Source organism: Tenuifilum thalassicum (assembly GCF_013265555.1).
GTDB classification, from domain to species: Bacteria; Bacteroidota; Bacteroidia; order Bacteroidales; family Tenuifilaceae; genus Tenuifilum; species Tenuifilum thalassicum.
In genome coordinates, this window is record NZ_CP041345.1 from 673,913 (window position 1) to 697,241 (window position 23,329).

Sequence of the window (23,329 nt, forward strand, 5' to 3'; positions counted from 1 at the left end):
AGCCATGCGTTTAAATTGATTTAGTAAAGCAGTTTAAAACCTAAATTTAATACCTGCAGAGGGGATAATGGTGAAATAGGATAGTCCTTTCAACTTATTGTCTGAAATCTCAATTGATGTAGGATTAATCCTTGCATATACATTGAAAACGCTAACAAAAAAAGTAAAGTTATTTCCATTTGATGTTTTCCAATTTCTTTCAATAGCAAGATCAAGCCTATGATAAACAGGTAAACGATAATTGTTATAACCATTAAAGGTTGAGTAACCCCAAAATAGACTTGATGAAGCATAGCCACTTGGCAAGTTAATTGGGGTTCCCGATCGCAGTATAAAGGTTGATTTATAGGTAATGTTATTCTTGCCATTATATTGAAGGAGAAAGTTTAAATTATGGGGTCTGTCAAAATCGTAAGGGAACCAGTCGCCGTTATTTAAAGTTTCAAATTTTCGAAAACTTCTTTGGTAAGTATATGAAAGAATACCCATAAATTTGGAAGTTTGTTTTTTAAGAAGAATTTCAATACCATATGAGTACCCTATACCCGATGGGTCAAATCTGTCTGTCCAAAAATTTTGAAAATCAGCATTTGATTGAATTGGTTTTATTAATGGTAGATTCTTACTTTTTTTATAAAAAAGCTCAGTAGTCAAATCAATATCAGCCCTTTTTAATACTGAATTAAAACTAAGTGAGTACTGCTCAGAGTGTTGTGGTAATAGGATGTTGTCAGCAGCAAACCAGTGTATTCTTTCAAATCCATCAATATTATTAACCAAACCATGTATGTACTGATTCATTTGGGTGTAACTAGCTGCTATGTGTGAAATATTACTTACAAAGTATGATACTGAAAACCGAGGTTCTAAATCGGAAAATTTGTTTCCAAAATCATTGTTAAACCTACTGGCTCTAATACCAAACCCAACTTCTAACTTATTGTTCAGTAACTTATTTCTGCTTTCAACCGAGAGTGAAAGCTCTGAAGGATACCCTGAGTAATGTTTTCCTATATTTGAAAATCTCGTGAAACTATCAATTGAAGAAAATTCTATTCGATTATATTCACCTGGCATTATTGAATACCAACCTGTTTCAATGGATGTAATAATTTTATCTTCCCCTCCATTATACGGTTGTTCACTAATAAGTTTAATGCCATACTTGGTGATTCCGATATTCATTTTCGCATCTATCGTACTGTATGTGGGAGTAATTATAACCTCATCATGTTCTTTATTAAGTTGGGTGTAGTTAGAAATGTAACTTGTTGCAAGCAATGTTGTGCTTCCAATGTTGCCTTTGAAGCCAATGGAGGCGATTCGGTTTTTTTGATTATTTGTTGAAATATCAATATTTTTCTCACTTATTCCTAATGATGTAAAAATTCCACCCTCATCGTAATTCTTCATAAAATCGGCTCCGTCATAAAAGCTTAGGTATAATTTTGAGTTGTTAGGTAGATAGTATGAGATTTTTGTGTTAAGATCGTGGAACCTGTAGTTAAAATAGCTTTCATTATCAGAATTCAAAGCCTTATTAATGAGGTCGAAATAAGAAGTTCTAAAAGACGTTAGAAATACCATCTTGTTTTTTATGATTGGACCTTCTACTAGAAGACCCGATGAAACAATGCCTAAAGAGAGTTCACCATGATAATTATATCTGTTACCGTCGCGAGTTTTAACATCGAGTATCCCTGATGTTTTACCACCTAAGTGGCTCGGGAAACTGTTTTTATAAACATCTACATACTTTAAAGCATTGGTGTTGAATAATGATACAAAGCCTCCCAAATGATTAATATTAAAAACAGGACAGTCATCAATAAGATAAAGATTCTGGTCGGCATTACCTCCTCTGATAAGTAGAGATGAGTACCCGTCCAAGGTAGATGCAACCCCTGGATAAATCATTAAGGATTTAAGTAAATCGGATTCGCCAAAGAATTTTGGAACCGATTCCAATGATAACAAAGGAACAGTGATTTTTCCAGATTGTGCCTTTAGCAAGTTAAGCTTTCTATCTCCATATACCTTAACCTCTCCGATTTTAATTGCGTCTAAACCAATTTTAATAATAGTATCAGAATATACCTCAAATCTAACTACTCTTGCCTCGTACCCAACGCTCGATATTTTTAAACTATCTATTACTTTTGAATAGCTAAATGCAATATACCCGTTTTCGTTAGCAACAAACCCTTTTCCCTTATTTAGTAACTGGCAAGTTGCATAAGGAATTGCATCGCCAGAGTATTTGTTAATAACATACAGTTTTACGTTATATACTTGACTAAATGTGGGGATGTGTAGTAGCATAAAAATTACTATACTGGTAACTAAATATCTAAACCTATTCATAAATTGTTAGTTAAAAAATAATATATTCCATAAAAAGGTATATTCCTGATATTTTGGTATAATCTTGAATACTGCCATCTATTTGGTATTCAATAGAATGTTTCGATAATGGGATGTTGTAAATTAAACCAAAACTTAACTTTTTTAAAGTATACCGCCCAGTTAGTGTTAACTTTTCAACCTTTTTTTGAGTAGTGTTGCCAAAGTTATTTAAACTGTTAAAGTTTGAATCGCTTGTTGATTCTTTTTCAATCAAATAGTCTTTACCTAGGGCTGCTACCACCGATAGGTAGTCCATAACAAATAATTCTATACCTGTTTCCCACCCATAGTAATAGTATTTATGTTTATATCCTGGGAATACCATGCCCGCAGGAAATGCAAGTTCAAAATCGTTATATTCATATCCGAGTTTTGTAAATGTGGGCGAGAAAATGATATTTAGCCCTTCAAATACTTTGAATCTAAAGTTTATTTGTGTTTTATAGGAGAATGATGATTCAAACTTGGGCTCAAAAGTACCAATGGGGTCCCAGGTACTTTGTTTGGGCATTGACAGACCTCCTGACACACTAAATGAAGCCTCAGGTATTAAATGTTTTTTTAGCTTAATGGCTAATGAGTCTGGCTTAGCAAAAGATAAACTGCTAAGAAAATTGATAAATAAACACGATAGAAAAACTGTTTTTAGAACTGATTTCATATGAAAATGGATTAGTTAGAACATGGGGGCTTAAAAAATTTTGAGCCCCCATTAAGTCTACCATGGGCTACAAGCAATCTGAACACCTGGTTTAACACCTCGTGATTCGGCGTAAACATTTACACGTTCAAAGTTTGGTTCAGGAATACCCAATTTATGGAACTCTGTTTTTATTTGATCACCAATAAAATAGTGTCTTGAACAACCGTCAATGTTGTCATAACTTACATTCTCAACAGGTGAGTCCCAAAAAGTTAGAGTGTAAGCATCATTTTTAGGATCAGGTTGTATGAGGTTTTTTATTGGTACCATTACACTGTATTTTGCCTCTGAAACTCTGATGTTAGTGCTGTAAGATTTCCATTTTCCTAGCCAATTTTTTCTTTCTCCCCAAGCCTTCCAACCTGCATAATATTGTTCAATTTTTGTGTTAAAAGGAAAGCCCTTAATCCCAACAATCATTTTTTTTATATCAACTTGCAAGTATATTCTACATCTTCCGCTTTGTCTGTATGTTTTATAAAAAGAAATACATTTAAATTTTGTATCAACTAGGTCGCTTTTTTCAAATACATGTATTCCTTTTTCAGCATAAGTATTAATTGTATTTTTAGCAAACTCAATTTTTTCATTGTCAGGGTCAAACACTAGAATAAATTTGTCACGAAACCATTTATTGTATACATCTGATGTAAAGTATTCTCCTTTAGTGTTGCAAATTATTTGATCGAGTTTATTATCAATAATTGGATATATTGTGCTATCTTCGTAATAAAATAAATCAGGGTACTTGTTTGCTAATTCTTTTGGCTTTAGAGTGCTATCATTGTAGTATTTCTCAAGGATTTCATTAATTTTTTTTCTATATGAAACAAACCCAATTTTATCTTCCCAATAATCAAGTTCGTCATTATTCATGCCAGATAAAACTTTAAGTACATCAAAAAAAGATTTTGCATCAATTACAAGTGTGCCATTTTCAACCGTTGTTTTTTCGTAAAGAAAATCATACTTATCATTCTCATGTTGGTGAATTTTTGTAAAATGATTATCTTCTTTTGTGCATGAATTTAATAAATGAATACATAATGTAAGAACACACACTACAAAAAAAAATTTTTTCATTTTATGATAAATTTTATTATGCCTACTCTATTAATGATTTTCGGCTTCCTCTGAATTTGTTTACAAAATTATATTAATTTTTAAAACTAAAAAAATATATTATGAAAAGCATATGTATGCTTATGTTTAATAAAAGTTTAACAAAAATCAACCAATCATCTATTAATGACATAAATCATTTCAGAAGGGTAAGCGCCCGAATATATTTGTAATTAGTATACAAGACCTAAAACCAAACAAGCAATGCATAAAATTGAAAAACATCCAATACTTGAGGTTCCACAACGCGAAGTGGTAACCTTTAAATTTAATGGCAACGAAGTCCAAGGTGAAAAGGGATTTACCATTGCAGCAGCGCTTCATCAGGCGGGTTATCCTGTTCACAGCCATAGCATTGAAAACCGTGAACGAAGCTTAGAGTGTGGAATCGGCAAGTGTGGTGCCTGCGAAATGCTTGTCGATGGTCAAATTAAAAGAATTTGCATTACTCCAGTTGATGGTGTAAAAGAGGTAAAAGAAATACCACATGAACATACTCCTGACGTAAAACCTATTAACAAACAGGAAAGCACCAAGGTATACAAAACGACTGTAGCTATTATTGGCGCGGGACCTGCTGGACTTGCAGCACGTGAAATACTTCTTGAACATGGGGTTGAGAATATCGTCATTGACAATAATTCTACCATTGGCGGACAGTTTAACATGCAAACCCATCAGTTCTTCTTTTTTGAGCGTGAAAAGAAGTTTGGGGGAATGCGTGGGTTTGAAATCGCAAGCACACTTGCAGGAACAAACCATGAGGGGATATTTTTAAATAGTACTGTTTGGGATATCTTGGAAAACAAACGTATTGCAGTAAAGAATATTAAAACCGAAGAGATTTACTACGTTGAATCGGACTTTCTGGTTATTGCCACAGGGGCAGTACCCTTTATGCCAACGTTCGAAAACGACGACCTACCTGGTGTTTACACTGCTGCCGTTATTCAAAAAATGATGAACCAAGAATTTACACTTCTTGGTAAGAATGTGCTTACAGTTGGTGCAGGAAATATTGGATATCTAACGAGCTATCAGCTAATGCAAGCCGGTGCAAATGTAAAGGCTATAATTGAGGCAATGCCTCGAGAGGGAGGATTTCCGGTTCAAGCAAACAGGGTTCGCAGGTTGGGAATTCCTATCATACTTGGTAAAATCTTGGTAAAAGCCATTCCCAACGAAACACATACTGGAATTGTTGGGGCTGTTATTGCCGACGCAAAGGATTTTAAGCCGATTCCTGGTACCGAGCAAGTAATAGAGGGAATTGATGCTATAAACATCTGTACCGGCCTAGTACCCGACGACCAGCTCCTTATTAAAGGGAACGAGATATTTGGAAGGCACTGTTATGGTGCAGGCGATGCCATTCGGATTGGCGAAGGCACTAGCGCCGTGCTTCGCGGTAAGCAGGTTGCCTACGAGATTCTCCAAGAGGCAGGCATACGTTTTAGCTACGACACCTATCTTAATATCAGCAAGGAGTATATCGATAGCCAGCAGCATCCAGTTCGTGTTATTGAAGAGCCTTTCCGCCCCACCGAGGAACGACGCAACCGAAAACCATTTGTACAAATCGATTGCCTTTATGGGTTTGCTTGCAATCCTTGCACATTTGCATGCCCCCATGGAGCTATTACCAAAAACTCAACCAGCACAGTTCCGCATATCGATTTTGAAAAGTGCGTGGGATGTTTGGATTGCGTTTACCAGTGCCCTGGACTGGCCATTTTTGGATACAACTATGCAAAAGATTGGTTATTCTTACCCATAGAGTATGAGGTTAAGGAAGGTTCCGATGTTTATTTAGTCGATAACAACGGTAACATTTTGGGCGATGGCGTTATCGAAAAGATACTGCGCAAGCCCAATAAAACAAACGTGGCCAGAGTAAAATCGTTAAGCCTACATGGCGACGACTTGCTGTCGGCTCGTGGTTTTATTGTAAAATCAAAATACCCCGAACCATTACAGATTAAATCGTATGAGTATAAACCTGAAGAAAAAATCTACGTTTGTCATTGCGACGATGTAAGCCTTGATGAAATTCTTGAAACCATTGGCGAGCGTAAATTCATATCGGCCGATGAAATAAAACACACTACCCGTCTTGGAATGGGGGCTTGTAGAGGTAAGCGTTGCATTAAACGATTAAAAACCACCCTTGCGCCCATGGGGATTCAAATAGTTGGCGATGCTACGCCGCGTGGTCCTTTAAGCAATCAGGTTGCCATGGGTGAGCTGTATCCCAAAGACGTTCACGAAACCTATGTGACAGGGATTAATGGAAAGAAGGTTAGGATTGAGAAGGTATCGGCGCTTATTGCTGGTGGAGGTATTGGGGGAAGTGCACTTTTCCGTTATATGGCAGAAGCTGGTCTGCGTCCTGTTTTACTAAACTTTGGTAGGGGTGCAAGCTGGCGAAACATTGCTGGCGGTCGAACTGCTTTCTCCCTCCCCGAGATTGCAGAAATTGCTAGGCTTAACCATGACATTTTTAAGGAGTTACAGCAAATTTCAAATATTGATTACCGACCAATTAACTACGTTACCTTTGCCCACGACGACACCATGCTTAAGGCGCTAGAAGCCTCCATGGCTTGGAGCGATGCCTATTTGGTAGAACCAAAAGATTTTCAAAAGGAGGTTTCTCCATTTATGAACAGTAACCTCAATACCTATAAGGCTGCGCTTATTACTAGGGGGTGCTGGCAAGCAACACCTGGTCGGGTGGTTGACCTGCTGCGCAAAATTGGAATTGAAAAGGATGGTGTTGTAAATGAGGATGCAGAGCTAATAAGCGTTCATCGAAATAGTAATGGTTACGTTGCACTTGTTCGCGACCACAACAAGGATTACATTGAGTATCATGCCGATAGTTTTGTAAATGCACTAGGTCCAAGTGGCGAAAAATTCAGCCGTCAGCTTGGAATTTTTACAGGCATCTATCCTGTAAAGCATCAGGCATTCATTACACGCCGTCTGCCTTGGTTGGGTACTAATGGTACACCATTAAGCATGCTCATCGATAGGCGAAATTATAAAGGGTTTACAGCTGTTTACGGACAGCAGCTCGCAGAAACCGGACAAATAATTGGGTGTGCCTCGCCAGCTGTTGACCCACGCGAAACCGACAAGAATCTTAAAATCAACTCTCAGGATTTCCTTGAAATTGTTTCGGAAGTATTCTCGAACTGGATACCTCAGCTAAGTTCTGTCGGATTCCAGGCTGTATGGGCAGGTTATTACGTTGAACCACGGATGTATATCGATGTTAAACATGGATTGTTTACAGGTTTGCGTGGTCAGGGATTTATGCTTGGTATGGGACTTGCAAAGATGTATGTCGATGAGTTAATGGGACGTCCTGTTCCAGACTATTTTAAACGCCTAAGCCTTGATGGCGATGGCTTACCTGAAAAAGCATTTAAATAATTGATTGTAGGGTTAAATAATTTTGTTTAGGTTGATGTAGTTGTTCTCTCGTAGAAATTAAAAAGCCGCTTTCTTTTAAAGAAGCGGCTTTTTCTTGGTTATCGGGTACGTGTATAGAATTAAATTCCCAAACGTTTACGCAGTTCTGCGCCTTGCTCTTCAAAACCGGGCTTGCCTAATAGGGCAAACATGTTTTTCTTATAGGCCTCAACACCCGGTTGATCAAACGGATTAACATCGATAGTATATCCGCTAATTGCGCAGGCTCTTTCAAAGAAGTAGAGAAGGTAACCAATCCAGTACTCGGAAAGTTCAGGTATTGATATTTGGATATTAGGTACGCCGCCATCGTTATGGGCAACAATGGTACCAAGCTTTGCCATGTGGTTTACCTCCGATAAGCGCTTGCCTGCAATATAGTTAAGCTGGTCAAGGTTATCGGGGTCTTCGGGTATAGTTAGTTTATTCGATGAGTTACTTACTGAAAGCACTGTTTCAAAAATAAACCTCTCACCTTCCTGTATGTACTGTCCCATTGAGTGTAAGTCGGTTGTGAAATCGACACCTGCAGGGAAGATTCCTTTATTCTCTTTCCCCTCACTCTCTCCGTAAAGCTGCTTCCACCACTCGGTTACGTAATGCAATTTGGGAGTGTAGTTAACCATGATTTCCACTTTTTTGCCTTTGGCATAAAGCGCATTACGTGCAGCGGCATATTGACATGCAGGATTTTGTTCAAAAGGAACGTTTGCAGCGGTATCACTCATGGCTTTACGAGCACCTTCAACCATTTTTCTGATATCAAAACCTGCTATGGCAATTGGTAGTAATCCTACTGGAGTTAGAACCGAATATCTACCACCAACGTCATCGGGAATAATAAAGGTTCTGTAACCTTCGGTATCGGCAAGTTTCCTAAGAGCACCTTTCGATTGGTCGGTGATAGCCACAATGCGCGAAGCCGCTTCCGATTTGCCTACTTTGCTTTCCAAATGCTGTTTTAGTAATCTGAAAGCAATTGCAGGTTCAGTTGTTGTCCCCGATTTGGAAATAACAACTATTGAGTAGCTGTGTTTATCGAGTACCTTTAGCAACTCTGCATGATAATCCTCACAAATGCTATTACCTGCAAAAAGCACCTTGGTCCCATTGTCGTTTAACATCGAAAAGCTATTGCCTAGGGCTTCAATAACAGCCTTGGCGCCAAGGTAAGAACCTCCAATACCAACTACAACAACTATTTCGCTTTTCCCCCGAAGTTCAGCTGCAACCTTTTCTACGCTCTTCAATTGCTCTTCGGTAATCTCAGCAGGTAAGTTAACCCAGCCTAGAAAGTCATTTCCCTTCCCACTCTTTTCCTCAATTTGCTTCTGACATAAATTAATCTTTTCTCTATAGGACATTACCTCTTGCTCAGAGGCAAATTGAAGCATGTTGTTTAATTTAACTTCTAGTTTGCTCATATTTCCCTTGTTTATTCTTGTTTGTTATTCATCTATATCAACCAACCCGATAGGATCTTCTTGGAAATTTCTTTTTGTGACAATTGCACTTATACTTTCTTGTCTTATCAACCTTCCTTTTTTGAGGTGCAGACCGCCTGTTACAGCTATTAAATGAAATAACTGATATAACAAGTATGAAAGCAAAAAGTATCCTTATAATCTTTTTCATTTTATTGCGAAGTTACAAAGAATTATTTATTTAAATCTATCTCATATTGCTTTGAATATTCATGTTTTCTGGAATAGTTAGAATTAAAACGATTGCAATAAAGGAATATTTTTATGGTTTCAGAAAATATTTTTTATTGTAATCTAGTACAAAGTTATTCATTAGTCCATTGCTTTATGGTAGTTATTTTGGCAAAATATTTTCGGAAAGTTGTTTTAGCAACCCAACGTCTTAAACTATTCTTATCGATTTAATATATCAATCTATTTAAATTCATAATTAAGGTTTTGTGTAATTTTTTTTGATGTCTTACGTGTTGTTTGTATATCAAAACATGTTTTTTGTATACAGGATTGTGTTTTCTGTCGACAAATGTCTAGATAAAGTCATATAGGGGTTGATTTGAATTAACAATAGGCGGAAATTTATGGCAATTTTTTATAACCAAACCAAATCTAAATCTAACCAACATGAAAAGAGTTTTACTAAGTACATTGCTAATTTTATTTGGATTGATATCGTTTTCGCAATCCAAAAATTACAATGGGTACAAGGTAAGCTACGAGGAAACAAAAGGTTCTGTAGTACTTACATTTGTAATTGACACGTTTGATGTGGCTGTTAAGGAAATAAATGGCCAACAGTTCACAACTATTAAGTTTCCGCATGGAGTGAATACTTTTAAGAAGGGATTCGCAGAGCTTCCCATGCTTAACACCGCGCTACAAATTGGCGATCAAAACGATGTTGTGATTTCAGCAGAAGGAGAGGGATTTACCGAAATAAAGCTTGATTATCCTCTATTGCCTTCACGTGGTACTATTTACCGCGATCAGGACCCTGAAAAAGTACCTTATGTAATTGCTCCTGAGTCGATGGTAGATGCTTGGTATCCTGGTGAGTTAGCCGAATCAACCGATCCATTTGTTTTTCGCGATACTAGGGGGGTAAATATTTATGCCTATCCATTTGAGTATAATGCGGTGAAACAGGTGCTTCGAGTATACAAAAGTGTTAAGGTTGTTATTAAAGAAAATACCAAGAAATCGACAAACCCAATAAAAGTAAAACCTTCAAAGGTTGACGCTTCGGTTAATGAAATATACAAATCTTTATACATAAACTATTCAGATACAAAGTTTTCAAACCAGCTCGATGAGTTTGGCGATATGCTTGTAATTTACACCTCGCGCGATGCATCAGCAATTCAGCCATACATTGAATGGAAAAGGCAGAAAGGATTCAATGTTACCACTCAACAGGTATCAGCTGGTACAAATGTGAAATCGATAATTCAAAACGCTTATAGTGCAAACCCAAATCTACTTTATGTACAACTTGTTGGCGACTGGGCAGACATAAAATCTGATTTGGGCACAGGGCAAAATGCCCCCATGGATCCATATTTAGGGTGCGTATCAGGGAACGATTACTATCCAGAACTTATTATCGGTAGATTTTCAGCAAATAACTCATCTCAGGTTACAGTTCAGGTAAATAAGGCTATAAACTACGAGAAGAATCCTGACATGAGTGGGACGTGGTATAAAGCAACTTTAGGAATGGCTAGAAATGAGGGAGCAGGTGCTGGTGATGATTCTGAAGGTGACGACCAACATATGGAAAACATCAGGTTAAGGTTACTATCACCTTCATATAACTACACTACTTTTTATAGGGAGTATGATGGAAACAGTTCGTATGTTTCATCAAATACTACTGCCTCAATAATTTCAAGTAGAATAAATTCAGGTGTTAGTGTGTTGAACTACTGTAACCATGGATTAGAAACAGGATGGAGTGTTGGAAACTATTCGTCAAGTGATGTTGTAAACTTGTCAAATGGAAATAAACTACCTGTTATTTTTTCTGTGGCTTGTGTAGTTGGTAAATTTCATAGAACAGGTGGCGATTGCTTTGCGGAAACCTGGCTTAAGAAAGAGAACGGGGGTGCTGTAGCTACTATCATGTCAACCATTAACCAACCCTGGCAACCCCCTATGCGTGGTCAGGATTACTTTAACGATATTCTTATAGGCGGTTACAATTATTCATCTAATCCTGGTAACGGAACTAGCACTACAGCTAGTGATAAAAGAACTACATTTGGTTCAATTACCTTTAATGGTGATGTGCTAATGCTCGCTGAGCAGTATACTAATACAGATACTCGTGAAACCTTCCAAACCTGGACTATCTTTGGTGATGCATCACTTCAGATTAGAACCAATACTCCAAGCGCCTTGTCAGTTACTGCTGGCGATGTAACAGGCAGTCCTTACACAGTAACAGTTAAATCTAATGGTTCTCCTGTTCAAAATGCTTTAGTAGCTTTATATCAAAATGGAAATACTTACAGAGCATTCACAAACTCACAGGGTGTTGCGTCTATTACTCATTCGCTTTCAAGTGGCAGTGCTACTTTAACTGTAACTGGCTACAACTTAGGAACCTATCAGGGAACTGTAAATGTGGGCACTTCAGGTACCGCTCCTGCTACTCCTAGTGGGTTGTCAACTTCAAACATCACCACAAACAGTGCGAAACTTAGCTGGAGCGCTGTTAGCGGGGCAACCTCGTACGATGTTCAGATCAGGCCTCAGGGCGGGTCATACTCAACCTATAACGTTACAACAAACTCGTACAACGCAAGCGGCCTTTCTGCCAACACCACTTATGAGTGGCACGTAAGGGCTAAGAACTCCTATGGCACGAGTAGCTACTCTTCTATCAAGTCGTTCACCACACAGGCGAACCCAACGGGTGTTAGCTTGCCATACTCGCAAAGCTTCAGCAGCTCAAGCCTACCAAGCGGATGGACAACACAAAACACTGGTAGTGGCATAACCGAGCGCTGGAGCGTTTCCAACAGCAACAAGGCTGGCGGTTCTGCATACGAGATGAAGTGCAGCTACCAGAATGTAAACCCAGGCACCACCCGCCTGATTACACCTGCCATCAACACCGTTGGCAAGAGCCAGATCACCCTTACCTTCAAGCACATGTTCGATGCCTATAGCTCAGGTGCTACGCTACGCGTTCAAACCTCGAACGATAAGTCCAGCTGGACCAACACCACATGGTCAAAGAGCACCTCTACATCAAACATTACCGCCCGTACCGAAACAGTTACCATTACAACCAACCTGAACTCATCAACCACCTACATAGCCTTTGTGGTTGAGGGTAACATCTACAACATCGACTACTGGTACATTGATGACGTATCCGTAACCGCTGGTAGCGCAGCTTCAACCCCAACCGTAACAACGGGAAGCGTTAGCAACGTAACCTCAAGCTCGGCTACCGTTAGCGGTAATGTAACATCGGACGGAGGCGCAAGCGTAACAGCACGTGGTATATGCTACAGCACATCGCAGAACCCAACCATTTCGAATAGCAAGGTGGCAAGCGGTTCGGGTACTGGCTCGTTCAGCGCAACCCTAACAGGGCTATCGCCCAACACCACCTACTATGCAAGGGCATATGCAACCAACGCCCAGGGCACATCATACGGTAGCCAGGTTAGCTTTACTACTGAAAGCGGCTCGTCGGTAAGCTACTGTACTTCAAAGGGCAAAAACTCCAGCTACGAGTGGATTGACCTGGTTCAGTTTGCAGGAATTAACCGTACATCGGGCAATGATGGTGGCTACAAGGATATGACCAGCATGCAGGCCACTGTTAATCCGGGCTCATCGTATACAATCTACATAAGCGCAGGATTCAGTAGCAGCTCATATACCGAGTATTGGGCCATCTGGATTGACTTTAACCACAATGGAACATTTGAGGACTCCGAAAAGGTGGTTTCAGGCTCATCGTCAAGTAGCAGCACGCTATCGGCAACTGTAAGCATACCATCAACTGCAACGCTTGGCGTAACCCGCATGCGCGTGAGCATGAAGTATAACGCTGCACCAACCGCTTGCGAAACATTTACCTACGGTGAGGTTGAGGATTACAGCGTGAATATTACAAGTCGTAGGTCCGACGATACTAATCCAACAATATTTGCTGATGAGCTAGGAAATGAAAATCCTGAGATTATATCTCTATTCCCAAATCCAGCAAATAGTATCTTAAATGTAAGAGTTAAAGGTTTAGTTGGCGACCTTCCTGTAAGAATTTTTGATATACAAGGACGTTTAGTTAAGGAAACTTCAACTCAAGGTGATGTACAAACTATTGATGTTTCGAACCTAAGCAGTGGTATATATATAATTGAAGTTCTAGATGAAAGGGAGCCTTTAAGAAAGCAGTTTATAAAGCAATAGAGAAAGTTCTAAAATTAATTAGGGGTTGCAGAAACGCAACCCCTAATTTTATCTTCAAGCATTTAATTTAACCTATTTGCCCTTACCTTCTATTATCACAACAAACTCTCCTTTAGGTGGTTTGGCCTTAAAATGCTCAAAAACTTGAGCAACTGTTCCGCGAATGGTCTCCTCATGTAACTTGGTAAGCTCTCGGGAAATGCTTACCATACGTTCATTACCAAAGATGGATTGTAGCTGTTCAAGAAGTTTGATAATCCGGAATGGCGATTCGTAGAGAATTATGGTTCGTTCCTCGTCCTTTAAGGCCTCTAACCTTTTATTTCGACCTTTCTTTTGTGGTAAAAAACCTTCGAAAATAAACCTATCGCATGGGAATCCGCTTTGAATAAGCGCAGGAATAAAGGCAGTGGCGCCTGGAAGGCATTCTATGTCAATTCCCTTTTCATGACAAGTACGAACTAGCAAAAATCCTGGGTCAGAAATTCCTGGTGTACCTGCATCGGATATTAGAGCAACCGATTCACCTGCTTCAATGCGATTGGCTATATGTTCAACAGTTTGATGTTCGTTGAATTTATGATGCGATTTTAGAGGTGTAGAAATACCATAGTGTTTCAGCAGCTTACTACTTGTTCGGGTATCTTCGGCAAGAATTAGGTTTACGCTTTTAAGCGTCTCCAAAGCGCGTAATGTGATATCGGCCAGATTCCCTATAGGAGTAGGGACAATATAGAGTTTTGACATTATTATGCAGTTTTATGAGAATTTACGACGAACCAAATCGATAAAAGTAACAACTGTTTCATTATTAGGGTCCCAATCAAAGTTTTCCTGTAGGTAGATTATCGCATCATTAAGGTCTGTTATGGTGTTTAACTGCTTGATAGTTTGGTTATAGTGTTCGGAATTTCCATTAAAGAGTTCCTTGATAAACAAAAATTTATCGTTAATGCCAATGGCTTTTGAGAGGTCTGAGATGGGTTTGTTCTGTAGGCGCGATTGCATATCAACCTTTTGGGCATGTTCAGCAATAACCTCATCGCGAAACTTACGCTTCCCTTTGTATTTGTCGGCTAATATCTCTGCACCTTGTGTATTGTTTGCATTTACTTCAGGAATAGGACTACTCGATTCTGATTTAGATGTTGTTTTTATTTGCCTGGGCTTTTCTACCTTTTTGCTGGTTGTAGTGTTCTCTGATACTTTCTTATCGGAAGTTTCTTCTTTTTTGATTTCGATACTTTGCTTTGCCCTAACCTCTTTCTGCTCTTTTTCGGGTTGCCTTGGGAGCGGCTCACTGCTAACACCAAGTAATACTTCATCATAAACCGCTGAAAGTTTTGAAAGTAGAATATTGCGCTCAATATTGCTCAAATTGCCCTCGGCTAGTGCTTTGTCTATTAAGGCAATTGCTTCTGTTAGTTTATCTCGGGCATCTAAAAGGTTCTTCATGGTAAAAATATATTTTTCGTTTTTCAAAAATAAGTTTTATTACATTTGTATGTAAATCTAATTTAAATAATTCATTTTTTGACAAAATGCCTTTTTTAGAAAATCCGGTTAGCGGCAAACGTAAGGGATACATTGAGGTTATTGCTGGTTCGATGTTTTCAGGCAAAACCGAGGAACTTATTCGCAGGCTTAAGCGAGCTAAATATGCTAAGCAGCGGGTTGAGATTTTTAAGCCCATTATCGACACAAGGTACTCAGAGGAGGAAGTAGTGTCGCACGATGCAAACTCAATACATTCAACACCTGTATCATCTTCGGGAAATATTTTAATGCTTGCTCAAAATGTAGATGTGGTAGGGATTGATGAGGCTCAATTCTTCGATATGAACCTTCCAAATGTTTGCAACCAGCTAGCCGATATGGGAATAAGGGTTATAGTTGCAGGTCTTGATATGGATTTCAGGGGAAAACCTTTTGGGCCAATGCCTCATCTAATGGCTATTGCCGAGTACGTTACGAAGGTGCATGCTATTTGTGTTCATTGCGGCGACCTTGCACAATACTCGCACCGAAAAACTGATGCCGATAAACTTGTACTGCTTGGCGAAACTGATGTTTACGAACCCCTTTGTAGGCTATGTTACAACAAGGTAACACAGGAGAATGATAAGTAAACCAACCCTTTAAAAATGCAAAAAATCAATAAAATAGAGAATATTTTTGGGCCAGTTGGGACTATTTCTGGTTATATAATTGCAATTGTTGGGGTAGTTGTGCTGTTCAGCTCTTTAAAAGGTTTGGTTTTTATATCAATAGGCCTTTTTGTTGGTTTTACATCAAACGTTGCCTATGTCGATTTCGATAAAAAGAGGTGCCGTAACGCTATCAAGTTTTTTGGAATTTTTCCAGTTGGTAAGTGGGTTGATATTGATAAATCGATGGCTTTATCATTAAAAAAGTCGACTAAAGCATGGCGTACATATAGCATAACTAATCGAACTTATGACCATGCCGATGGCGATTATAAGATAGAACTTCTGAATAAGGACAAAAAGGTAATTGGTGAGTTAGAGCGATTTAAAAAGTTGGATGAAGCAAAGATGGACTTATCGCTTTATTCGGAAAGACTTAACCTGCCAATTATATAAACAGCATAGAAGGTTAATTAAATAGTTGAAGTCAAAAGCTGACATATCATTCAAAATTTCAAGGAAGCTATTCTGGTTTATAACCATAATGATTTTACTATTGCCTATTACCACACGTTATCGATTACTAATTTGGGGAGAATACACTAAAGGAGTTGTTGTTGGTGTAGAGGATGTGCAACTCTCAATTTTACAGGGACTTGGACCCGACAAGTTTCCTGTTATTCAGTTTGCTACAAAAGATAGACAGATAATTGAATTTTTTGGTCCCGAAAACTTTGACTACCCAATTGGAAAGGAGTTATGGGTTGTTTACGATACAGAAAACCCGAACAAAAATACTCTGTTAACTTTAGGCGCTTTGTATGCAAGCAAGAAATCAATTTTGCCTGGTATCCTATTCATAATCTGGATGGCATTTTACTTTGCCTTTAAAACAAATAATTAGATTTTGTAAATTTGTTGTACTAACTTGCAAAAATCAATTTTAGTAATTAATGATTAATTTATCAGTCACAAAGATTGCGGAGATAGTTCAAGGTGAAGTAATTGGCGATTCTAATCGGATTGTCAATAATGTACTTACCGATAGTAGAATTCCTGTGTCAGGGAGCAGGGTGATTTTTGTTGCTATCAATGGGCAAAATCACAATGGCCATGAGTTTGTTTATGAGCTTTATGAGTATCGCGATATAAATGTTTTTCTGGTAGAAAAGGATGAGGTAAATTATTCTCTCTGTCCTGAGGCCTCTTTTGTCATAGTTGATGACACACTTCAAGCACTACAAAAGTTAGCTGTTTATCATCGAAATAGATTTGCATATCCTATTATAGGCATCACCGGAAGTAATGGTAAAACCATAGTTAAGGAGTGGCTAAATCAGCTATTATCCGATGAATACCAGATTGTTCGCAGCCCTCGTAGTTATAATTCACAGGTGGGGGTTCCCTTATCGGTTCTGCAGATGGATGACCATTTCGACTTGGGTATTTTTGAAGCAGGTATTTCTAAGCCAGGAGAAATGGTTAAACTTCAACCTATTATTGACCCATCAATAGGGATATTCACAAACATAGGAATGCCTCATCAAGAGAATTTTGATGATATTGACGAAAAGGTTAATGAAAAGTTAAAGCTATTCAGAGAGGTAAACACTCTCATTTACTGTAAGGACCATGCAGTAATTGATACCATAGCAAGGGAGAATACTCTTTTGGCTGATAATCAGCTGTTAACATGGGGGCAAAATCCTGAAGCAAACATCAAAGTAAGAAGCATTAAAAGACTTGAATCTAAAACCGAAGTACACGTTCAATACAAACAGCAGGAGTTTAACCTGACAATTCCATTTATCGATGGTGCATCGTACGAAAATGCGATGCATTGCGTGGCAACCATGTTGCTGTTGGGTTACAAGGCTTCTGATATAGAAGAGCGCCTAAAGCGCCTGCAACCTGTTGCCATGCGACTTGAACTGCTTGAAGGTATAAACGGATGCTCTTTAATTAACGACTCCTACAACTCCGATTTAGGCTCTCTAGCAATTGCTGTCGATTTTTTAATGCAGCAAAAGCAGCATGATAAGCATGTAGTAATCCTTTCCGATATTCTTGAAAGCGGTTATGCTCCTGAGCAGCTCTACTCTAAGGTGGCGCAGATGTTAGAAGATAAAGGCGTTGATTTGCTTATTGGTATTGGCCCTGAAATAAGCCGATACGATTACGCATTTGATATTGATGCCGATTTTTACACATCGACACATGAATTCCTTGCCGACTTGAAACGTAGGGAGTTACGCGATTCTGCAATACTGATTAAGGGTAGCAGAAAATTTCATTTTGAGCAGATATGCTCTACTTTAGAGCGCAAGGTACATCGAACCATACTCGAAATCAACCTTAATGCCATATCACATAATCTTAACCACTACCGCAGCCTGCTTAATCCTGATGTGATGATTATGGCTATGGTAAAGGCATTCTCATACGGAAGTGGTTCCTTTGAGATTGCTAATCTTTTACAATATCATCGTGTCGATTACCTTGGAGTTGCTTATACCGACGAAGGTGTTGCACTTAGAGAAGCAGGAATTACCTTGCCAATAATTGTACTTAACCCTTCCTTTGGTACTTACGAGGTGATGATTGAGTTTAACCTTGAACCTGAAATATACAACTTTGCTGGTTTAAGAGAGTTTATATCCGTGCTAAATAGAGTGGGGGTTAGCTCCTATGGCATTCACCTAAAAATTGATAGCGGAATGCATCGGTTAGGATTTTTACCTGTCCAGGTAGATGAGCTCTTAGATATAATTAAGTCAACAAATTCGGTTCGAGTCGAGAGTATATTCTCGCATCTGGCAGCAAGCGATGAGCCCCAGCACGATGAGTTTACAAAACAACAGATAGAGATATTTTCAAGTGTATACGATAAACTTTCCGAAGGCCTTGGGTATAAACCTGTCAAACATATTTTAAATACTGGTGGAATTGAGCGTTTCCCCGAAGCTCAGTTCGATATGGTTCGTTTAGGAATCGGCCTATATGGCATTAGTCCAACCCAACAGGATAAGCTAATGCCTATAAGCACGTTAAGGAGTAAGGTGATACAGGTTAAGTACGTTCAACCTGGCGAAACAATTGGTTATAGTCGAAGGGGCGTAGTTGAGAAACCAACAACAGTTGTAACCATTCCGGTTGGCTATGCCGATGGGCTTTCGCGACTTCTTGGAAATGGGAATTATAGAATGATGCTTAATGGAAAGCTCGTTCCTACTATTGGTAACATTAGCATGGATACTACCATGCTCGATGCTACAGGTGTTGATGTTAAAGAGGGCGACGAAGTAATCGTATTTGGCAATGAGCCCACTATTGCCGATATGGCAAAAGCAATGGGCACCATTCAATACGAGGTGCTAACATCAATATCGCAAAGGGTGAAAAGGGTTTATTTTCAGGAATAGGTTACCCTAAATCGCTTATTCGCTCTAACCGGTAGTGGTCAAGAATTTTAATTCTCCGACCGTCGAGTTCAATAACACCTTCATCGGCAAAACCCGAGAGGGTCCTGATTGCGTTTGAGGTAGTCATGTTCGATAGGTTCGCCAAGTCTTCGCGCGATAGGTAAACTTTTATAGTCATACCATCATCTTCTAACCCATAGGTGTCGCGAAGAAATATGAGCGATTCAGCTAATCGTCCTCTAATATGTTTTTGAGTTAAAGTAACGGTTCTGTTTGTTGAAAAACCGAGCTCCGTTGCAACCGATTTGAGAATATGGAGAGTTAGCTCTGCATTTTGTCGTAAAATTCCTAAAAAGGCATTTTTTTCAATAATACATACTACGCTATCCTCAAGGGCTTGAGCAGTGGCAGAATAGTCCTCCTCTGCAAATAGAGCCCTATAGCCAATAAATCCTATTGGCTTAGCCATTCTTACAATTTGGTCACGCCCACCAACACCCTCTTTGAATAGCTTTACCTTGCCCTTTGAAAGGCAAACTAGCCCTTGGGGGGTATCGCCTTCCTTGTAGATTATTTCTCCTTTCTTGAAATACTGGCAGGTAATATTATTTCGAATAATCTCTTTTTCTTGTGGTTTTAGATTTGGGAAAAGACCACAAACTCCTTCAAAAACGCTTTCTATGTCAATGTGGTATGAATTTCTGGCCATTTTTTTTTCAAATGTAACGTATTTTTATGTTATCTAACATAATCTTAACAAAAATTCACCCAAAAAGATTTGCATTTATTTCTTTTCTGCCCTTTTTAGCTCCATTTTGTTACTAAGGGCATCTTCCTGCCATACCCAAATGCTTTTGACGAAACCCTTAGTATAGGTGGCGATTGGTAACGTTTATACTCATTCAGATTAACAAGCCTTATTATTCGTTTAACCGTATTGCTTTCATAACCTTTTCTTATAATTTCCTCTGCCGAAAGGCCTTGCTCAATATACGCAAAAAGTATTGGGTCAAGAATATCGTATGGGGGCAATGAATCCGAGTCCTTTTGATCTGGACGTAATTCTGCTGAGGGTGGTTTAGTAATGGTATTTATTGGAATAATCTCATCATCCCTATTAATAAAGTTAGCCAACCTGTATACATCGGTTTTGTAAACATCTCCGAGAACACTTAGGGCACCACACATGTCGCCGTATAGAGTACCATATCCAACTGCTGCCTCGCTTTTGTTGCTGGTATTTAGCAGCAAATGGCCAAATTTATTCGAGAGTGCCATAAGTAGGGTTCCTCTAATACGAGCCTGAATATTCTCTTCGGTGATATCTTCGGGTTTACCCTCAAATACATCTCGGAGCTGATTCCTAAAAGTATCGAAAATGTTTTGTATGGGGACAATATCGTATTTAACATTGAGTTTCTTGGCAAGTTGAACCGCATCGTCAACAGAGTGCTGCGATGAGTACTGCGAAGGCATAAGTAATACCCTAAGGTTCTCAGCAGGGAGCGCCTTTGCGGCCAAAGCAAGAACAACTGCGGAATCTATACCGCCTGATAGTCCAAGTGTAGCTTTAGAGAAACCTAACTTACGAAAGAAGTCGCTAATCCCCATTACTAATGCATCGTGTATTCGTTCTAAGCGTCTGTCATCGTTTAAGGGATTTATGCTCTCAACGGTTTTGCCTTTGGCAAATGTAGAATCAATGATTGTGAAATCCTCATAGAAACTTTTCAGCTTATGTAGTATTTTACCTTGCTCATTTAGCACCATAGAGCCGCCATCGAAAAGCAAATCGGTGTTTCCTCCAACCTGGTTTACATAGATTACTGGTTTAGAGTATCGTGCCACATTGTTTTTAAAAACCTCAAAGCGACGTTCCTCAACGTTATAGCTAAAAGGTGATGCCGAGATATTTACAATTAGATCGGGATTAAGTTTTGAAAGATGGTTCATTGGGGCGTCGCGGTAAAGTTGTCCTCTATCGAATGCCGAGGATGTGGGTTGGTCATCCCAAATATCCTCGCAAATGGTAATGGCAAGTTTAACACCGTCAATTTCAGCCAACCGATACTTTTCGGTGTTGGGTTCAAAGTAGCGATATTCATCAAAAATATCGTAGTCAGGAAGTAATGTCTTATGGAATACATCCAATACTTTTCCTTCTCCTAAAAGGTAGGCTGAGTTATGCAGAAGTTTCCCAGTTGGCGCCTCATTATAGCTTGGCCCTCCCACAATGGCGTATATATCAACACACGATTTGGCAACATCCTTAATGGCCTGTATGCTTTTGTCGACAAAATGTTTATGGGTTAAAAGGTCGTGTGGTGGATAGCCACAAATTGAAAGTTCAGAAAAAATCACGAGCCTTGCACCTTGTTGTTTTGCACGATTGATAGAAGAAACAATTTTTTCAACATTCTGCTCAAAATGCCCAATGGTATAGTTTAGCTGGGCTAATGCAATCTTCATCTTACAAATTTTTAAAAAATGACACCAATTTTAAGGGAAAGGCTTTGCGAAGTAATGGTTGAGGCGGGGTATTCAAGTATGGAAGTTAAACCGTCGGTCCAAATAATGCCAAACTGTAAGGCGCTCTCACCTCCTAGGGAGTATTCTCCTCCTACTCCTATAAAATATGAAGCAAATCCCCATGCCACATCGGTTTTTGTGGTTTCCCGATCAACCTGATAATCTGTACTCCAAACATGACTCCTAATTCTTAAACTTCCGCTTATGCCAAGGTTGGCAAAAAAGGTGGTGTAGCCTATCTGATTCGTTCTAAATTTAAAACCTAATGGAAGAGTTAAGTACTGCGATTTATATTTAATATTTTTCCCTACTTCAATGGTATAGGTGCTATCGACAGTTTTAAGTGTATAGGTCGATTGAGTAAAACGGATATTCCCGCCAAGGTTGTTAATCGACAATCCAGAGAGGAATGAGTAGCGTTGAGCAAAAAAACGTTCCGAAGAAAATCCAATGTTGAATCCCGATACTGCACCATTGGGGTCGTACTTTTTAGTGTCGGAGGTAAACCACGAGACTTGGGGGTCGGCAAAAATGCCAAAACTATATTTTTGCGCTTTTACAGCCTGAAAGCACAAAACCAATCCAGTAAGCAATAAAAACAAACGCTTCATCTTTCTTTACCTTTTGCTATTTTTACAAAAGTAACCATTATTTTTTTATCGCTAATGCTTAAAAAATGATAATACATATGCCAGTATTTATGTCTCTTGTTGTTGGTATGCATTAGCTCTTCTTTTGTAACTTTGGATTGAATTTGATTAAAGGAAAGATGATATACTATCCCAATGCTAAAATAAATATCGGTTTAAACATTGTTAGTCGTCGCGACGATGGTTTTCATGATATTGAAACCCTGTTTTATCCAGTAAGAGGATTAACCGATATTTTAGAAATAATTGCCGTTGATGGCAAACTAAATTCGATTGAGTTTTCTCAAAGCGGAATTCAAATTGACGACCAGCCAGATGCTAATCTATGCGTAAAAGCCTACAAATTACTTGCTGATAAGTACGGGCTTCCTCGTGTTAAAATGCACCTGCATAAGATGATTCCAATGGGAGCGGGTTTAGGTGGCGGCTCTGCCGATGCTGCTTTCACGCTGCTAGCATTAAACCAGTTGCTTGATAGGCCTCTCGACAAAGTTCAGCTGGCAAACCTTGCACTACAGCTGGGTAGCGATTGTCCTTTCTTCTTACTTAATCGGCCCGCAATAGGGAAGGGACGTGGCGATAAACTTCAAGAAGTCAGCTTTGAGCTATCGGGCTATTGGATATTACTTGTAAATCCTGGAATTCATGTTGGCACAAAGGAGGCTTATGAGGGTTGTATCCCACAAAAATGGGAGTCTTCTTTAGAAACTTTAATTGGTGAACCTATTGCAAAATGGAATGAGCTGCTTAGCAACGATTTTGAAAGAACTGTGTTTGTAAAACACCCTAAGATTATGAATATTAAAAACGAACTTTATAGTATGGGGGCTGTTTATGCCTCAATGTCAGGTAGCGGCTCTACTGTTTTTGGGATATTTCAAACCAAACCTTCTGTTCCGGATGACTTTAAAGCATATTTCACGCATGTATCGTTGATGTAAATGTTTAAGAATATTTTTTA

The 23,329-nt window shown here is 38.9% G+C and carries 16 protein-coding genes; 7 read left to right on the forward strand and 9 right to left on the reverse strand.

Annotation, left to right across the window (positions count from 1 at the left end; translation table 11 throughout):
• Positions 1-33: 33 nt before the first annotated feature.
• Genes FHG85_RS02820 through FHG85_RS02830 form a run of 3 tightly spaced genes read right to left on the reverse strand, consistent with a single transcriptional unit; the run spans position 34 to position 4,192 of the window.
• Complete coding sequence (locus FHG85_RS02820; protein ID WP_173072804.1) at positions 34-2,364, reverse strand: TonB-dependent receptor; 2,331 nt, start codon at positions 2,362-2,364, stop codon at positions 34-36.
• A 10-nt stretch (positions 2,365-2,374) separates the two neighbouring features.
• Positions 2,375-3,067 (reverse strand): hypothetical protein, encoded by a 693-nt coding sequence (locus FHG85_RS02825; RefSeq protein ID WP_173072806.1) that lies wholly within the window; start codon positions 3,065-3,067, stop codon positions 2,375-2,377.
• A 57-nt stretch (positions 3,068-3,124) separates the two neighbouring features.
• The gene (locus tag FHG85_RS02830; RefSeq protein WP_173072808.1) at positions 3,125-4,192 is read right to left on the reverse strand and encodes a hypothetical protein; all 1,068 of its coding nucleotides are present in this window, start codon (positions 4,190-4,192) and stop codon (positions 3,125-3,127) included.
• 243 nt (positions 4,193-4,435) lie between these two features.
• Here FHG85_RS02830 and FHG85_RS02835 point away from each other — a divergent pair, with 243 nt between their 5' ends.
• Positions 4,436-7,669, forward strand: coding sequence for an FAD-dependent oxidoreductase (locus tag FHG85_RS02835; protein ID WP_173072810.1), 3,234 nt, complete (start codon positions 4,436-4,438; stop codon positions 7,667-7,669).
• 119 nt (positions 7,670-7,788) lie between these two features.
• On the opposite strand, the gene FHG85_RS02840 is transcribed toward FHG85_RS02835, so the two are convergent.
• Entirely contained in the window at positions 7,789-9,132 is a 1,344-nt protein-coding gene (locus FHG85_RS02840; RefSeq protein WP_173072813.1) for a glucose-6-phosphate isomerase, read from the reverse strand.
• A 681-nt stretch (positions 9,133-9,813) separates the two neighbouring features.
• Between FHG85_RS02840 and FHG85_RS02845 the strand changes: the two genes are divergently transcribed.
• Positions 9,814-13,620, forward strand: a complete 3,807-nt coding sequence (locus FHG85_RS02845; protein WP_173072815.1) for a C25 family cysteine peptidase — start codon at positions 9,814-9,816, stop codon at positions 13,618-13,620.
• Positions 13,621-13,692: 72 nt separating this feature from the next.
• On the opposite strand, the gene rsmI is transcribed toward FHG85_RS02845, so the two are convergent.
• Together rsmI and FHG85_RS02855 are read right to left on the reverse strand one after the other, a co-directional pair.
• Positions 13,693-14,367 (reverse strand): 16S rRNA (cytidine(1402)-2'-O)-methyltransferase, encoded by a 675-nt coding sequence (gene rsmI, locus FHG85_RS02850; protein WP_173072817.1) that lies wholly within the window; start codon positions 14,365-14,367, stop codon positions 13,693-13,695.
• A 12-nt stretch (positions 14,368-14,379) separates the two neighbouring features.
• The gene (locus FHG85_RS02855; protein ID WP_173072819.1) at positions 14,380-15,075 is read right to left on the reverse strand and encodes a hypothetical protein; all 696 of its coding nucleotides are present in this window, start codon (positions 15,073-15,075) and stop codon (positions 14,380-14,382) included.
• 86 nt (positions 15,076-15,161) lie between these two features.
• On the opposite strand from FHG85_RS02855, the gene FHG85_RS02860 reads away from it, so the two are divergent.
• The 4 genes from FHG85_RS02860 to FHG85_RS02875 are packed head-to-tail and all read left to right on the forward strand — an operon-like array spanning position 15,162 to position 19,189.
• Positions 15,162-15,749: a thymidine kinase gene (locus FHG85_RS02860; RefSeq protein WP_173072821.1), complete on the forward strand. Its 588-nt coding sequence runs from the start codon at positions 15,162-15,164 to the stop codon at positions 15,747-15,749.
• Between the two features lie 15 nt (positions 15,750-15,764).
• Positions 15,765-16,223, forward strand: a complete 459-nt coding sequence (locus FHG85_RS02865; protein ID WP_173072823.1) for a DUF2914 domain-containing protein — start codon at positions 15,765-15,767, stop codon at positions 16,221-16,223.
• A 25-nt stretch (positions 16,224-16,248) separates the two neighbouring features.
• Entirely contained in the window at positions 16,249-16,671 is a 423-nt protein-coding gene (locus tag FHG85_RS02870; protein WP_173072825.1) for a DUF3592 domain-containing protein, read from the forward strand.
• 49 nt (positions 16,672-16,720) lie between these two features.
• Positions 16,721-19,189, forward strand: coding sequence for a bifunctional UDP-N-acetylmuramoyl-tripeptide:D-alanyl-D-alanine ligase/alanine racemase (locus tag FHG85_RS02875; RefSeq protein ID WP_173072827.1), 2,469 nt, complete (start codon positions 16,721-16,723; stop codon positions 19,187-19,189).
• Between the two features lies 1 nt (position 19,190).
• Here FHG85_RS02875 and FHG85_RS02880 read toward each other — a convergent pair whose 3' ends face one another.
• The 3 genes from FHG85_RS02880 to FHG85_RS02890 all read right to left on the reverse strand — a co-directional run bounded on the left by FHG85_RS02880 (position 19,191) and on the right by FHG85_RS02890 (position 22,329).
• Positions 19,191-19,898, reverse strand: coding sequence for a Crp/Fnr family transcriptional regulator (locus FHG85_RS02880; protein ID WP_173072829.1), 708 nt, complete (start codon positions 19,896-19,898; stop codon positions 19,191-19,193).
• A 95-nt stretch (positions 19,899-19,993) separates the two neighbouring features.
• Complete coding sequence (locus FHG85_RS02885) at positions 19,994-21,658, reverse strand: NAD+ synthase (RefSeq protein WP_173072831.1); 1,665 nt, start codon at positions 21,656-21,658, stop codon at positions 19,994-19,996.
• Between the two features lie 11 nt (positions 21,659-21,669).
• Positions 21,670-22,329, reverse strand: a complete 660-nt coding sequence (locus FHG85_RS02890) for a porin family protein (RefSeq protein WP_173072833.1) — start codon at positions 22,327-22,329, stop codon at positions 21,670-21,672.
• A gap of 143 nt (positions 22,330-22,472) precedes the next feature.
• Between FHG85_RS02890 and ispE the strand changes: the two genes are divergently transcribed.
• On the forward strand, positions 22,473-23,309 hold the full coding sequence (ispE, locus tag FHG85_RS02895; RefSeq protein WP_246249256.1) for a 4-(cytidine 5'-diphospho)-2-C-methyl-D-erythritol kinase: 837 nt from the start codon (positions 22,473-22,475) through the stop codon (positions 23,307-23,309).
• Positions 23,310-23,329 lie beyond the last annotated feature (20 nt).

What these genes read in the sequence shown, in the direction of transcription:
- FHG85_RS02820 (WP_173072804.1), bottom strand. Translation starts at nt 2,364, where the DNA reads ATGAATAGGTTTAGATATTTAGTTACCAGTATAGTAATTTTTATGCTA.
- FHG85_RS02825 (WP_173072806.1), bottom strand. Translation starts at nt 3,067, where the DNA reads ATGAAATCAGTTCTAAAAACAGTTTTTCTATCGTGTTTATTTATCAAT.
- FHG85_RS02830 (WP_173072808.1), bottom strand. Translation starts at nt 4,192, where the DNA reads ATGAAAAAATTTTTTTTTGTAGTGTGTGTTCTTACATTATGTATTCAT.
- FHG85_RS02835 (WP_173072810.1), top strand. Translation starts at nt 4,436, where the DNA reads ATGCATAAAATTGAAAAACATCCAATACTTGAGGTTCCACAACGCGAA.
- FHG85_RS02840 (WP_173072813.1), bottom strand. Translation starts at nt 9,132, where the DNA reads ATGAGCAAACTAGAAGTTAAATTAAACAACATGCTTCAATTTGCCTCT.
- FHG85_RS02845 (WP_173072815.1), top strand. Translation starts at nt 9,814, where the DNA reads ATGAAAAGAGTTTTACTAAGTACATTGCTAATTTTATTTGGATTGATA.
- rsmI (WP_173072817.1), bottom strand. Translation starts at nt 14,367, where the DNA reads ATGTCAAAACTCTATATTGTCCCTACTCCTATAGGGAATCTGGCCGAT.
- FHG85_RS02855 (WP_173072819.1), bottom strand. Translation starts at nt 15,075, where the DNA reads ATGAAGAACCTTTTAGATGCCCGAGATAAACTAACAGAAGCAATTGCC.
- FHG85_RS02860 (WP_173072821.1), top strand. Translation starts at nt 15,162, where the DNA reads ATGCCTTTTTTAGAAAATCCGGTTAGCGGCAAACGTAAGGGATACATT.
- FHG85_RS02865 (WP_173072823.1), top strand. Translation starts at nt 15,765, where the DNA reads ATGCAAAAAATCAATAAAATAGAGAATATTTTTGGGCCAGTTGGGACT.
- FHG85_RS02875 (WP_173072827.1), top strand. Translation starts at nt 16,721, where the DNA reads ATGATTAATTTATCAGTCACAAAGATTGCGGAGATAGTTCAAGGTGAA.
- FHG85_RS02880 (WP_173072829.1), bottom strand. Translation starts at nt 19,898, where the DNA reads ATGGCCAGAAATTCATACCACATTGACATAGAAAGCGTTTTTGAAGGA.
- FHG85_RS02885 (WP_173072831.1), bottom strand. Translation starts at nt 21,658, where the DNA reads ATGAAGATTGCATTAGCCCAGCTAAACTATACCATTGGGCATTTTGAG.
- FHG85_RS02890 (WP_173072833.1), bottom strand. Translation starts at nt 22,329, where the DNA reads ATGAAGCGTTTGTTTTTATTGCTTACTGGATTGGTTTTGTGCTTTCAG.